General features: G+C 50.8%; 12 protein-coding genes, 1 tRNA gene and 1 pseudogene. 11 read left to right on the top strand and 3 right to left on the bottom strand.

The features are described from left to right. The first annotated feature begins 473 nt into the window (after positions 1–473). The 9 genes from hutU (at position 474) to KKH67_15640 (ending at position 9,347) form a co-directional block, all read left to right on the top strand. Positions 474–2,153 carry a urocanate hydratase gene (gene hutU / locus KKH67_15680; protein ID MBU1320617.1) on the top strand — a complete coding sequence of 560 codons (1,680 nt, stop codon included), beginning with the start codon at positions 474–476 and terminating at the stop codon, positions 2,151–2,153. Positions 2,154–2,155: 2 nt separating this feature from the next. Further along, positions 2,156–3,412, top strand: coding sequence for an imidazolonepropionase (gene hutI, locus KKH67_15675; GenBank protein MBU1320616.1), 1,257 nt, complete (start codon positions 2,156–2,158; stop codon positions 3,410–3,412). A gap of 62 nt (positions 3,413–3,474) precedes the next feature. After that, complete coding sequence (locus KKH67_15670; protein ID MBU1320615.1) at positions 3,475–3,957, top strand: hypothetical protein; 483 nt, start codon at positions 3,475–3,477, stop codon at positions 3,955–3,957. A gap of 45 nt (positions 3,958–4,002) precedes the next feature. Beyond that, positions 4,003–5,019, top strand: a complete 1,017-nt coding sequence (locus KKH67_15665) for a hypothetical protein (GenBank protein ID MBU1320614.1) — start codon at positions 4,003–4,005, stop codon at positions 5,017–5,019. A 9-nt stretch (positions 5,020–5,028) separates the two neighbouring features. Further along, entirely contained in the window at positions 5,029–5,478 is a 450-nt protein-coding gene (locus KKH67_15660) for a hypothetical protein (GenBank protein ID MBU1320613.1), read from the top strand. A 265-nt stretch (positions 5,479–5,743) separates the two neighbouring features. Continuing rightward, entirely contained in the window at positions 5,744–5,989 is a 246-nt protein-coding gene (locus tag KKH67_15655) for a cold shock domain-containing protein (protein ID MBU1320612.1), read from the top strand. Positions 5,990–6,508: 519 nt separating this feature from the next. After that, positions 6,509–7,603: a hypothetical protein gene (locus KKH67_15650; protein ID MBU1320611.1), complete on the top strand. Its 1,095-nt coding sequence runs from the start codon at positions 6,509–6,511 to the stop codon at positions 7,601–7,603. A gap of 12 nt (positions 7,604–7,615) precedes the next feature. After that, positions 7,616–8,764: a hypothetical protein gene (locus KKH67_15645; protein MBU1320610.1), complete on the top strand. Its 1,149-nt coding sequence runs from the start codon at positions 7,616–7,618 to the stop codon at positions 8,762–8,764. A gap of 193 nt (positions 8,765–8,957) precedes the next feature. Beyond that, positions 8,958–9,347: a VOC family protein gene (locus KKH67_15640; GenBank protein MBU1320609.1), complete on the top strand. Its 390-nt coding sequence runs from the start codon at positions 8,958–8,960 to the stop codon at positions 9,345–9,347. Between the two features lie 12 nt (positions 9,348–9,359). Here the strand turns inward: KKH67_15640 and KKH67_15635 are convergent. Then, positions 9,360–9,673 (bottom strand): annotated as a pseudogene (locus tag KKH67_15635) (GIY-YIG nuclease family protein). A gap of 464 nt (positions 9,674–10,137) precedes the next feature. On the opposite strand from KKH67_15635, the gene KKH67_15630 reads away from it, so the two are divergent. Then, the gene (locus KKH67_15630) at positions 10,138–10,740 is read left to right on the top strand and encodes a hypothetical protein (GenBank protein ID MBU1320608.1); all 603 of its coding nucleotides are present in this window, start codon (positions 10,138–10,140) and stop codon (positions 10,738–10,740) included. Between the two features lie 333 nt (positions 10,741–11,073). Here the strand turns inward: KKH67_15630 and KKH67_15625 are convergent. Both KKH67_15625 and KKH67_15620 read right to left on the bottom strand, forming a co-directional pair. Next, positions 11,074–11,158: transfer RNA gene (locus KKH67_15625), tRNA-Ser, on the bottom strand. Between the two features lie 317 nt (positions 11,159–11,475). Beyond that, positions 11,476–12,441 (bottom strand): PDZ domain-containing protein, encoded by a 966-nt coding sequence (locus tag KKH67_15620; protein ID MBU1320607.1) that lies wholly within the window; start codon positions 12,439–12,441, stop codon positions 11,476–11,478. Positions 12,442–12,761: 320 nt separating this feature from the next. Here KKH67_15620 and KKH67_15615 point away from each other — a divergent pair, with 320 nt between their 5' ends. Continuing rightward, positions 12,762–13,256, top strand: a complete 495-nt coding sequence (locus tag KKH67_15615) for a hypothetical protein (protein MBU1320606.1) — start codon at positions 12,762–12,764, stop codon at positions 13,254–13,256. Positions 13,257–13,371 lie beyond the last annotated feature (115 nt).

The following is a 13,371-nucleotide window of genomic DNA, read 5'->3' as shown; positions in this document are numbered from 1 at the left end:
GAATGATCCTGCCTATTTCTTCGTTATGTTTTTCCAGACAATTGTCAGGATCTGCTCACTGACGTTCGCACCTTCTCTTCGCTCTGCTCGATCAGGCAAGGATCGCTGACCTACAGGTATCAGCAGCTCTTCACGAAGAATAATGGGATCAGCAGCCAGAGGAGGCCTTTGAGGGTGAAAAACACAAACCCCGCGACTCCGAGTCGCTTAATATGTCGTTTCACAGTAGTCTTTGTCATGTCCAGATTCTATCCTTCAAACATCATTAATCTTCAGGTCAGTAACAGAATCTGCGCTTAACCGTTCCCGAATAGGGGTTCGATAGAGAAGTCTCGATGCAGCGGAACGCGTCATCGCGAGGAGCGAAGCGACGTGCCGATCTCACATAAGCGTTCAAAACCTTATTGACGAATGGCCGGTCAACCTGTTTCTTGCAGGCTGATGAATCGTATCAATCATCGCGGGAGTGTGTTATGTCTGAAATAGATGTCAAATCGAAAGCGCCGTCCGAGCCGATCCATGCTGATCGTGGCAACGCGAGGTCATGCAAAACATGGCATGCCGAAGCTGCGATGCGCATGCTGAAGAATAATCTTGATCCCGAAGTCGGCGAGAAGCCGGAAGAGCTGATCGTCTACGGTGGCTCCGGAAAGGCTGCGCGCAACTGGGATTGTTACCACGCGATCGTGAAATCTCTCAAAGATCTCGAAAAAGATGAGACTCTGCTCGTGCAATCGGGCAAACCGGTCGGCATATTCAAGACATTCGAACACTGCCCCCGCGTGTTAATAGCAAATTCTCATCTCGTGCCGCATTGGGCGACATGGGAGAAATTCCGCGAACTCGAAAAACTCGGCCTGATCATGTTCGGCCAGATGACCGCCGGATCGTGGATATATATCGGTTCGCAGGGGATTCTGCAGGGCACATACGAGACATTCATCGCATGCGGTAACAAACACTTCGGCGGCGATCTGAGCGGGAAATTCATCCTGACAGGCGGAATGGGGGGCATGGGTGGCGCCCAGCCTCTTGCAGCGACAATGGCTGGTGCGGTGATGCTCTGTGTCGAGGTCGATGAGGCGCGAATCGATAAGAGACTTCAGAATGCCTACTGCGACAAGAAAACGCGCAGTCTCGATGAGGCGCTGGAATGGATCAAAGATGCATGCGCGAAGAAACAGCCGCTGTCGGTCGGGCTTGTCGGCAACTGCGCGGATATACTCCCCAAGCTCGTGAAGATGGGCGTGACGCCCGATATCGTGACCGACCAGACATCGGCGCATGATGAACTTAACGGATACGTCCCGCACACATTGACCCTTGAAGAGGCCATGAAGCTGCGTAAGAGCGATCCTGATGAATATATCAAGCGTGCATACGAATCTATGGTGATCCATACTCAGGCTATGCTCGACCTCAAGAAAGCCGGTTCAATCGTATTCGACTACGGCAATAATCTCCGCGGGCAGGCTGAGAAAGCTGGATTGAAGAACGCTTTCGATTTCCCCGGATTCGTTCCGGCATATATCCGACCGTTGTTCTGCGAAGGCAAAGGTCCTTTCCGCTGGGCGGCGCTTTCGGGCGATCCGCAGGATATATACACCACCGACGAGGTAATCCTCAAAGAGTTCGCATACAACAAACCCCTCTGCGACTGGATCAAGATGGCTCACGAGAAAGTGCAGTTCCAGGGGCTGCCATCGAGGATATGCTGGCTCGGTTACGGCGAGAGAGCTAAATTCGGGTTGATTATCAACGAAATGGTTCGCAACGGCAAGCTCAAAGCGCCTATCGTGATTGGCCGCGACCATCTCGACTGCGGATCGGTGGCCTCGCCAAATCGCGAGACCGAATCGATGAAAGATGGCTCCGATGCAATCGCCGACTGGCCGCTGCTGAACGCTATGCTGAATATCTGCTCAGGAGCATCATGGGTATCGATCCACCACGGTGGCGGAGTCGGAATCGGATATGCGATACACGCCGGAATGGTTGTTGTGTGCGATGGTTCGAAAGAAATGGATGAGCGTCTTTTGCGCGTTCTGACGACCGACCCCGGAACCGGAGTCATGCGTCACGCCGACGCCGGTTATGATGACGCAATCAAATTTGCTAAGGAGAAGGGCGTCAAAATACCGATGATGAAGTAACTATGCAGGCAGATCTCATAATAAAGAACATCAGGCAGCTCGTTACATGCCGTCGAAGCAAACCGGGTCCCGTTACGGGTGGCGATCTCAATCATCTTGAGATCATAGAAAATGGCGCTGTTGCATCGTTCGATGGCAAGATCGTTGCCGTTGGCACCACCAGTGACGTTGAGCGACGAATTGAACTTGCTTATTCGGGTGAAGTTATCGATGCCACGGATCAGGTTGTGACTCCCGGTCTTGTCGATGCCCACACGCACCCGGTTTTTGCAGCGACTCGTGAAGATGAGTTCGAGATGCGCAACCTGGGAAAGTCATACATGGAAATAGCCGAGGCCGGGGGCGGAATACGCAATTCTGTCAGGAAGCTGCGCGAGGCGCCGGCGGAGAAGTTATTCGACAATGCGATTCGATATCTCGATCTGATGCTGCAGCATGGTACTACTACGATTGAGGCGAAGTCGGGATATGGGCTGTCGACCGAATCTGAAATCAAGCAGCTTGAAGTTATTAGAAAACTCGCAGAGAATCATGCAGTCGATATTGTCCCGACATTCCTCGGTGCGCATGAAATCCCCGATGAATACCGCGAAGATCGCGAAGGCTATATCAGGCTGTTGATCGATGAGATGATCCCGGAAGTTGTGAAGGGAAAGCTGGCAGTTTTCTCGGACATTTTCTGCGAGAAGAATGTCTTCGAGATTGAGGATTCCGAGCGAATTCAGACTGCCGCAAGAGACCACGGCCTGAAACTCAAGTTTCACGCCGATGAGATCGTCGGAATCGGTGGTGCGGAGCTCGCGGCGCGACTCGGAGCTGTGTCAGCGGATCATCTTGACGTGATCTCAGACAACGGCATCGCTGAGATGGCAAAATCGGGCACCATCGGAGTATTGCTGCCGGGGACAGTGCATTTTCTCGACCTGAAAGCCCGTCCTCCGGCAAGAAAGATGATTGAAGCGGGTGTACCGATCTCATTGGCAACTGATTTCAACCCAGGCAGTTCGGCAACGCCATCTCTTCAGATAATTATGAATTTTGGGGCGGCGATGCTGAAAATGACGGCTGCCGAGATTATCAATTGTGTCACAATCAATTCCGCCTGTGCACTTTTGATGGACGACATGGTCGGATCGATTGAAGTCGGCAAGCAGGCTGATTTTGTGGTCTGGAGTGCTGACAATTACAGGCAGTTGCCATATTTCTATGGAATCAACCTGGCTGATCAGGTCATAAAGAAAGGGAAGCCGGTTAGTTGAAAAATGCTGTAAGGATGCAACCATTAGCCCGCTCGGATGTTTAACCAATGGTGCTTTTGAAGGTGAAAAATTCCATTTTAGTGATTATACTGGCACTTGTGCTTGCCGGATGCGGCATCTACTCTTTCTCCGGTTCCATGAGGTCCGGTATTGAGACTATCGCCGTCCCGGTTTTCGAGAATAAGTCTGTCGAATTCGGTATTGCAGAGGAGCTTACATCGGGTGTCATTGACGAGTTTGTGTCTGACAACACGCTGAAGGTGATACCGAAGTCGAACGCCGACGCAATTCTCAACGGGACGATAACACGATATGACCGTGTCGCATATACTTACGATGAGAACGATCAGGTACAGGAATACAAGGTTAATATCACGGTGAATGTCAACTTGTCCAAAACCGATGGCACAATTGTCTGGGAAGAAGCTGCCCTGAATGCGTATGGTATATATAGTGCCGATAGTGAGACTGAGGAGGATGGCAAGATCAGAGCGATAGCGAAAGCGGCTGAAGATATTGTTAATCTCACAATAAGAGACTGGTGAGATGATTGGTGCTTAAATAGACCTCTTTGAAAACAGGATGAGAAAATGACTGAACGGAAAATGATTGTAGTTTTGATGTGCATATTGCTGCTGGCAGCCTGTCATTCGGATGCCTCTGCGATCAATTCGAAGGCAGGCACCTACGCCTATTCCTTTCTGAAGGTCCCTGTCGGAGCCAAAGCTCCCGCGATGGGCGGAGCATATACGGGACTCTCCGATGATGAATCTGCGCTCTACTATAACCCTGCCGGAATCACGCAGATCCCCGGATCTGCAGTATCCGCGAGCTACAACAACTATGTCGCCGGTATTCAGGGTGGGTTTCTCAGCTACATAGCTCCCTGGGGCAAGAGAGCGAAACTCGGATTTGCCATTAATTATGTTGACTACGGTTCCATAACCAGAACTGATGTCGATGCTGAAATTCAAGGTGATTTCTCTGGAAGTGACATAGCTCTATCTGTCACCGCAGCCTGGAGATGGCCTGGCGATTCCGAGAATGGCTATGACAACGAAGGCAATCAGTATGATGATAACGGTGTCCCCCGGCAGTGGAGCGGATTAAGTCTTGGATTGACTGGGAAGTTCATTTATGAGAGCCTTGATGAGTACAACTCGGACGCGCTGGCTGTCGATCTTGGGCTTGTTCACGGCCTCAGTGACAATCGAACCCGCCTTGGAGTCTCAGCCAGCAATCTCGGATTCCAAATGCGATCGCTGTCGCAGGAGCACAAGGATGCGCTTCCCGCAATATTGAGAGCTGGAATAGGTCATCAGCTGAAGGCTGCGCCGCTGATTGTCTCTGCCGATGTTGTAAAGCCGTTTGATAATGATATCTACCTGTCTGCGGGCCTGAATCTTGTGCAGTTTCAACCGCTCTCTGTCCGGGCTGGTTATTCGACAATTGGCAAGAATTACAAGACCGATTCAGACAAGGACAACTGGGCAGGACTCTCTTTTGGGCTCGGGATACTACTCAAGAAGTTAGTATTCGATTATGCATTCATTCCATATGCGGACATTGGCAGCAGCCATCGTATCGCAATATCAAGCCGCTGGTAAGGCAAAACGATGACTCGGCGGACAGTCACAGGTCTCCTGCTACTCATTCTGCTGACGATTGCAGCGGCATCCTGCTCCGACGATCCCGAACCACGCCAGACTGTAATGCACTTTCTGCAATCTCTCCGTCAGGATACAACAAGCTACGACTATCTGAGCCAGTTGCTCGATCTCGATGAACTGGTAAAGGAAAACTCGATCTACAATTATGATTCTTCGCTTTATGCTGCGGAAAATAAGGTGCTTCTTGTAAGTCTCCTTCAGGAGGGGGGGAGTGTGCGAGAGAAATGGCTGAAGAATCAGATAATTGTCGGAAGTGTTGCTACTCTTGGAGATACTGCGACAGTCGAGGTGTCGTTTATCGACAAGGAATCGGTGCCTGTAAAACAGTACTATAATAAGATGGGTGTACATCGCATCGACGATCAGTGGAAGATATTCTCGTTCCGACTATTCTGATCCTTACTCCCAGATATCCGTATGCTGGAGATTGAAATGCTCTTGGTGTCGACACGCTGATCATGCCGTCAGGGAGATGAAACCACAAGAGATTTTATCTGAATTCCACAAACAGGCGACGACCACGTTGAAGTCGCAGGGGATTCAATCTTCGTTTCACCCGAACAAATGGACATATCCGGCACTTTTCTCTTGATGAATCACGCCACATTAGTTAAAATGTCGGTTCAAGGGAATGTTGATATAACTCGTCCCAGAGGTTTCGATGGCTAAGGGAGTTGTGGTTCGCGTTGAGCGAATGCACGGGTTCGGTTTCATTCAGACGCAGGATGGCACAGAAGCATTTTTCCACCAGCGCTGGCTGAGAGCGATCAAATTCCGCGATGTCAAGATTGGTACTATTGTCGAATTCGACCTGGAACGGGGCTACAGGGGCTTCAAGGCGATCAATTTGAGATTTGCTGAGGGGAATGGCGACGATGGAGGCAACGGCGGATTCAGTCCCGAGTGATTCAGTCGCTCTTTCTAGAGTTTTCAAATTGTAGACACAATCTTCGTCGCGAGGCTTTATTGTCCGGATTGTCTTAGTCCCCTTGTGTGCGAAGTGCATGGTGACACGGATTTACCAGTTACGGTGAATCAGGTGCCAGACAATCTTCAAATGCAGGTGTGCACATGTGCTGTGCGCCTTGGATTTCGGGGTCAGGCTACGCGAAGTCAATGCCACGCTGCTCGCCAGTATCATCGCTGAGCGTTAGCGGCTTGATCGCTATGCTTCGCTCGCATGTCCTGCAGGTTTTGTAATTGGCTAGAAACCCATTAAGCAAATGTGTTATCAGCGCGTCATTGAGAGTGTGGTGACACCAATTGAGCAGCGAAAATCGGGAAAAATTCGCTTGATTTTTCCAGGAGCTTTGTCTATACTCCCAATTATTTTGTCGGGAAGTGGCGGCGTGTGGAGCCTCTGCCAATCTGATTAAATGATCTTGGAGGGAATACAGTACATATTGGATGTTTAGGGAGGAAAACGATGTCCAGAGTTTTCGGAACAGCACTGAGCCTGCTTATGGCTCTTCTTATGTTGAGCTTCCTTGGATGTGAAGGAGATCAAGGTCCGCAGGGATCGCAGGGTGCTCAGGGTGATGACGGCGCGGACGGAAGAGATGCTTCCACTGATCCGCCCGGCGACATGATCTTCGGTCTAGCCATTACCAATAACTCTGAGTTTAACCAGAATGGGAACACCAAGATAAGGCTCACGTTCGATCAGAGCGCAGAGCCCTCTGAAGACGTTGTGGTTTGCTACAAACTCGACAAACCACCGGTAATCGACGGTCAGGATCAGGGTATTGAAGACTGGGGCAGCGACGAGTTTACGATCTCCTCGATACCGCTCACGAATTTGCGCGGAATTGATAATCGGATTTCGTTTGCTGACATAAGAGCTGGCTATGACGACAAATACATCTACTTTATGGTCTCATGGCAAGAGATCGTGGATGCCAGTCAGGGTCTTGCGGCCACTGCCGACTGGTTCCCCGGCAGATGGAGACTTCAAGTCATTGGCCGTGATAGTACATGGTCACGTCAGCCGGTGACTGAAGACCAGATGTACTTGTTCTGGGATATCTCCGGAGTTGACGGGTGGGCGGCTAACGGCTCTGACCTCCTCTACCACGATGATGATAGCACCCTATACCTGTCAGGTTCAGGACTTGTCGATGTATGGCACTGGAAGGCTGGACGAACAGGTCTCATCGGGTATTTTGATGACGAGTACATTACAGGCGCAACGCCCAGTGTTCAGGACGATCACGGAAGTGCGGGTTATGTTGATAACGTTTTCGACTCACTACCGAGGTGGATGCACAAAGACGGCATACTCGCGGCCGGAGAAGACATATCTCCTCCGTTCCAGCTCTGGAATACAGTTCCCTTCAATGTGAGCCTGAAGTGGCCCAACAATGCAACCATCATCGGCTTTGTTTCTGTGATGCCGACCGGCGGTCGTGCGGATATCGAATGTAGCGGCAAAGATTCATGGAATCCGGGAGCAGGCGACAGATGGACGATGGAATTCAGAAGACTCCGCAATACCGGTCACGGCGACGACGTCAAGTTCTAACAGGAGGTTGAAATGAAAGCTAAACTGATATTCAGCCTTGTGAGCCTCCTGTGTCTGGGAATCATTTTGATTCTCCTCGGTTGCGAGGGAAACCAGGGACCTGCCGGACTGACAGGCGATGATGGTGATCCCGGAGATCCCGGAAACGACTATTCGATTCCTGTGCCCGAAGACAGGATTTTCTCCGTGGCGGTTTTCAACGGCCGCGGTGACGCTCATAATGGCAACGCGACTGTGCTAATGACATCCGATCAGGACGCCGACCTGGACGGCAACACGGTTATTATGGATAGTGTCGAGGTTCCGCCAATTATCGACGGCATTGATGACGGCGAAAATGTCTGGAATGTGCCACTGGCAGACATAGTGCTCGGCCGTACAGGCAGCAGAGACAATTTCATTGTCAACGCGAGAATGCGTGCAGCATACGACAAGGATTATATTTATCTACAGGTTCAGTGGGATGAGGTAGCCAGCGACGGCCCTGTTCCGTTTGCAATCGGCGCAAATGACGCTTACCGGATGTGGACATTCAGGGACACGCTGCGTGCCCAGGGATCGAGCACCATTCTGGATACTGTCATGGCCAGGGATGCTGTTCAGATCGACGACCGAGTATCCATATTCTGGTTCATGCGGGGACGTTTCGAGGATATTGTCGGTTGGGAGACCGATGGTTGCGGAATAGCGTGTCACGCTGATCAGGCGACTGGAATGTTTACCGTTATCGACACTACCAGGCTCGACGCATGGGAGTGGGGATCGGTCACAACCAATCCGCACGGCTATGGAAAGGATGCCTTCGTTCAGAGTGCATCGGTAGGTGGTCTGACCGGTTACTTGACAGATGATGGACAGCCGGTCTACATAGAGAACGTCATGAATCGCACCACCTTTCCGACTCGTGTTCCGATCTATCAACACAAGGAAGACCCGAACGCCAGCGCTTCCAATCCTATGGACGAGTGGGAGGTGAAGGGATACGAACTGACCAATCCGGCGTGGCTGTTTGGATCAACCATTCCGGGAGCGATTGCGACATACCCGACCAAATCTGCGGCTGATCTTTTTGCCAGGGGCAAATTTGTAGATGGGACGTGGACTGTCGAATTTAAACGTGCCAGGGACACCGGCCAGAGTGAAGACGATCTGATATTCTGATTTGGAAAGTCCGAATCTGACGATATATACGGCTCCGTTAATAGGGAGCCGCTTTTTTTGTTCGGGTCGGAACCTGTAACCCAATTTGCCGCGTGATTTACTCCAGAATGATGTTGCGAGTTGCTTTTCCTTTCTAAAGTTATCTGCCGGAATTCCGTCAATGATAATGAGGGGTGCAACATCGGAGGGATCTTTGCTGAAAAGAGTCGATACGATTATACTGCTGGTGCAGGATGTCGACGCATCGGTGTGGTTCTACAGCCACATAGTCGGGATGTCGCTGAAATTCAAGAGTCCCGGCTGGGCAGAGTTTGTGCTTGGAGATGTGCACCTCGCTCTGCATAGAAAGACACCTGAGTTGCTGGAGAAGCAGGACGCGCTCGCAACACTCGGTATCTCAATCAACTTCGAGATATCTGATGCCGAAGCGATGGCTCAGAGGTTCCGCAAGCTCGGCATCAATCCTATAGGCGGAATCAAGGACTATGAGTTTGGCCTATACTTCTTCGTGAATGATCCCGATGGCTATATTGTTGGCTTCCGCGAATACAAACCGGAGTATGCGACTCAGGTCGACGCCTGATTCGTCGAAGGGCTACTGCCCGGAGATCCTGAGGAAAACCCTCAGGACTGACGAAGGAAACCCATGTATCAGTGCCTCCTTCTTGTCGCGACGCCAACCTTTCAGTTCCAATTCCCTCCGCCTCGCACGAGTCTCTGACTCACAATCTTCGAAGTACACCAGCTCCACGGGTGTTCGTCTCCGCGTATATTTTGCTCTTTCCCTGAATTGTGAACCTTTATACGTTTCGCTATGTCCGTGGTAATACCGGTATAGAACGAACCACCGGAGCATCTCAGAATGTAGAGTCGCCAACATGGCGGATTAAAGTCCTTTTCAGCCTTCATCGTCTTCCCCCTTCAATCATGCTGCAAAATCAGTGTAGATCTATGACCTTCAGATGCAATTCGACCACCCTTCGCTCTAACAGGCTCTGAGACGGGGGATATGGGACGTGTATGGACTTGTCTCGCCGGGTGGCCCACCCTCTGGGTGGGTTTCTTGTATCGCATCTTCTCGCGAATCCCACGCGATGGGTGGGGCACCAGCGCCTTTCGCTTCGCTCTAACAGGCTCTAAGACGGAGGATATGGGACGTCTATAGAACTCTGATATGCCAAATCTAATAAACCATGGCTAAATTTCAAAACCTTCGTGTCCAGATTAGGCTGAAGGGAAACACTCTGGAACCTCTGTACGGAGAATCTCGTACAAAGAGAGACAGTCTACGTTCGTTGACTCAGACAGTACGCATGAGCAATGTTGAGCCTCAAGAGCTCATGGAAAGAGTGACAAAAAGAGGAGGAGCCAAGATGAATTGGCGTATCCTACTGTTGAGCCTTTGTATCTCGTTCTTGTTGATTCAAGTCGCACACGCGATTCCGCCACCGTGGTTGATTGAGGAATGGAAGGCGGAGGCCGACGTGATCGCCATTGGGAGAGCGACAGAGATCGATACGGTCATTGATGTGGGACATTTCAACCGCAGGGTTGGTGTCGATATCATCAAGGTGCTGAAGACTGATGTGAATGTACCGGACCAGGATACGTGTGAAGATCGGCAAGCCAATGTATTCTATTCTACGAACCACGACAATCCCACGATCATAGACGGTCTGGAATGTTGGAGTACAGGAGGCATACCCGATCCAACGCCTGCTGTAGGAGAGATAGTGCTCGTGTTTCTCAAACGGTTGGAGGGAAAAGACGAGTTTTCATTTGTGTCGGGCAACCCTGACTACATTCGACTGAGCTCGCGATCGGAAGAGGAGTTATACAGAGTCACCCAGAACATCACGCAATGCCGCGAATCAAGCGAAAAGATTGAGAACGATAAGCTTCGAGAAGCTATGGTGGATTACTACTGTCAGGCGATAGTCATTGTGTACAAGAGCTACGGAGACACCCACGAGTAATCCGAAACTTACGTTATCCATGTCAAGGATGTGCATCTTAAGGCACCAATGACAAAAAGAGTTACGCGGGTCATGAGCAGTGAACTGAGGTGAAAACTAGAATCATCCCGCAAAGCCATCTATAAAAGCGGAGAATATGGGACATGTATAGAACTCTTATCGTGAACAGATGAGTTAAACCTGGAAGCGGAATCAACCCACATAACCATTGATGAAGGCGGTGGACATGATATATGTAAAACCGCTGGGGCCACAGATAGCGTAGCAACTTAGATTCCGTGGACTACCAGTCGACAACATCAGCTCGCTGCCTGAAGTATCAGACTTCTAAGACGGAGGAGGTAGGATTCGAACCCACGGTACCTTGCGGTACAACGGTTTTCAAGACCGCCGCTTTCGACCACTCAGCCACTCCTCCGGGTTTCACCTCGGAGTAGTCAGGATCTCCTCTCTTTCGTTCGGACCTGCTTCCGCTTCGCGTCAGCAGGCAAGGATCCTGACCTACCTATTCGGTCTGCAGGAAAATATACTCGCGAGGCTGGTTTGTCAAATCCTAAAGGTGATTATCGCAACAGTCCCGGAATTGTGCAGATGCCAATTGTCGTCATTGCTATAGATGACGGGATCTGCGCATAAGTTGTCAAAGCCGCTGGGGTTGTGATCTACACCAACCAAAAACAAAACCCCACGGATAATCCGGGAGGTTTCATCTATATGATCCGAGGAGGAGATAGCCTATTTCAACTTCTCTTTCAAATCTCCGAGTTCTTTCTTTAGCTCCTTCAGCTCCTCACGAAGCTGATCCATATCCTCATTCAGATTGCCGCTGTCATCATCAAAGTGATGAATTCCGGGGATGTTCGGGATATTCGGAATATTCATAATCATCGGATCGACTCCGCCCCAAGTCTGAGACCCTGAAGTCTCATCCAGTTCGGCAGTAAGCATCTCCGTGTTGCCTTTACGCAGCACTTCAATCTTGACCGTGTCCCCCTTGTCGTAATCCCTGATAACATCGCGCAATTCCGAAGGCGTATCGACATAGTCATCTTCGACTTTGACGATGATATCGCCAGCCTTCAATCCGGCAGAGGCTGCGGGCGAGTCCTCTGAGACCTCGCTGACAAGCACACCCGTCTTGGCGCCGAAGTAGTCTGCGAGTTGCTCCGACAACTCGACTGTCGAGACACCGAGATAGCCTCCTTCATCCGAGAAGAAAGTCCATGAGTTGTCGTCGGAGTGCCCGAACCAGTTAGCGGATGGAGCATTATGAGTATAGACGTCGCGCATGGAGCGGCTCTTGTCGAGATCGACATCGAAAGTCTTCTCCTCGCCATCCCTGAGCACGACCACCTGAACTTCGTCGCCGGGTTCATGTCCAGCTACTGCCTTGGAGAGTTCTTCCGAACTCTTGATATCCGCGCCATCGAATTTCACGATAACATCGCCCCGCCTGATGCCGGCATCTTCTGCTGGTGAGTCGTCGACCACGTCATCGATCAAGACGCCGTCCTCAGTCTTCAGGTCGAATGCCTCAGCCAGCTCGCTGTCAATGTCCTGCATGTAGACTCCGAGCCATGCCGCGGAGCTCTTTGATTTTGAGTATTTTCCCGCATAGGCAGGTGAAAGAATCAGCGCAGCGACAATAACGGCTGCAAGCCCGATGATTGCGGTTGTTTTGAGCGGTTTGTGCCGGTTCATATCAGTCCTCCATTGTTGTTCATTCTACCATGTTCTACGGGAGATCTTTTTTTCTGTTCCATCATTCTCAGGCAGATCGATAGTCTCGCGAGAAATCACCTCAGAATTCTGCTCAGAATCCAGGTCCAGACCCAGTATTGTCCTACTAGTCTATCTATAAACGCTACATTGACTTAAGTGAGTGATGGAAGGAACTAATTGACATGTGAGATGTGTTTCATGTATAAATACATCACAGTACGCGGACCGAGAGATGAACGACAGGAGACACCGAATCTCCGGCGCGTCGAACAGTATTTAACCACAGTGAGGAGAGCAGAATGAAGAATCTTCATTTGAGTGCATTGGTAGCTTTGGGGCTGGCGCTGCTGTTTGCGGCTGCCGGTGTTGCAGAGGATGCTCCATGGATGGACATGCAGAAATGCGATATGTGCAGACCTCTGATGGAGCAGCCCGGGCTGCTGGAGCACACGACCTGGGAACATCATAATATCTCCAACGGGGTCATTTCGATCACCACCGTCGATCCCGCTTTCATGCCGCAATACGAGATGGCACGCGCCAAGATGGGTGAGGTTGGTAAGAAATTCGAGACGGGCGAAAAGGTGGAACTCTGCCAGATGTGTACCGCCATGGGAACCTGCTTCGCCAAGGGGCTGAAGGCCGAGATGGTGCAGACGAAGCATGGTGATGTCCACATGATGACATCGGATGATCCGGCGGTAGTAGCTGAGATCCAGGCCTGGGCGAAGCGCACCAATGATGAAATGGCCAAGTTCGAAGCTGCCGAAGAGACGAAGATGGAGAAGAAGTAGATAGTCGGCCCGCCCATTCGGTGAGGATTGGCTTGTGAATTCGGGCAGAAAGGGATTCCCGCCCGCGCTATTCGGAGGGAATCTCACCGCGCAAAGAAATACGCCGTCAGGAACC

The sequence above is a fragment of the Candidatus Zixiibacteriota bacterium genome (genome assembly GCA_018820315.1).
GTDB lineage: Bacteria > Zixibacteria > MSB-5A5 > JAABVY01 > JAHJOQ01 > JAHJOQ01.
This window is presented reverse-complemented; position numbering and strand designations above follow the sequence as displayed.

What these genes read in the sequence shown, in the direction of transcription:
- hutU (MBU1320617.1), top strand. Translation starts at nt 474, where the DNA reads ATGTCTGAAATAGATGTCAAATCGAAAGCGCCGTCCGAGCCGATCCAT.
- hutI (MBU1320616.1), top strand. Translation starts at nt 2,156, where the DNA reads ATGCAGGCAGATCTCATAATAAAGAACATCAGGCAGCTCGTTACATGC.
- KKH67_15665 (MBU1320614.1), top strand. Translation starts at nt 4,003, where the DNA reads ATGACTGAACGGAAAATGATTGTAGTTTTGATGTGCATATTGCTGCTG.
- KKH67_15660 (MBU1320613.1), top strand. Translation starts at nt 5,029, where the DNA reads ATGACTCGGCGGACAGTCACAGGTCTCCTGCTACTCATTCTGCTGACG.
- KKH67_15655 (MBU1320612.1), top strand. Translation starts at nt 5,744, where the DNA reads ATGGCTAAGGGAGTTGTGGTTCGCGTTGAGCGAATGCACGGGTTCGGT.
- KKH67_15650 (MBU1320611.1), top strand. Translation starts at nt 6,509, where the DNA reads ATGTCCAGAGTTTTCGGAACAGCACTGAGCCTGCTTATGGCTCTTCTT.
- KKH67_15645 (MBU1320610.1), top strand. Translation starts at nt 7,616, where the DNA reads ATGAAAGCTAAACTGATATTCAGCCTTGTGAGCCTCCTGTGTCTGGGA.
- KKH67_15630 (MBU1320608.1), top strand. Translation starts at nt 10,138, where the DNA reads ATGAATTGGCGTATCCTACTGTTGAGCCTTTGTATCTCGTTCTTGTTG.
- KKH67_15620 (MBU1320607.1), bottom strand. Translation starts at nt 12,441, where the DNA reads ATGAACCGGCACAAACCGCTCAAAACAACCGCAATCATCGGGCTTGCA.
- KKH67_15615 (MBU1320606.1), top strand. Translation starts at nt 12,762, where the DNA reads ATGAAGAATCTTCATTTGAGTGCATTGGTAGCTTTGGGGCTGGCGCTG.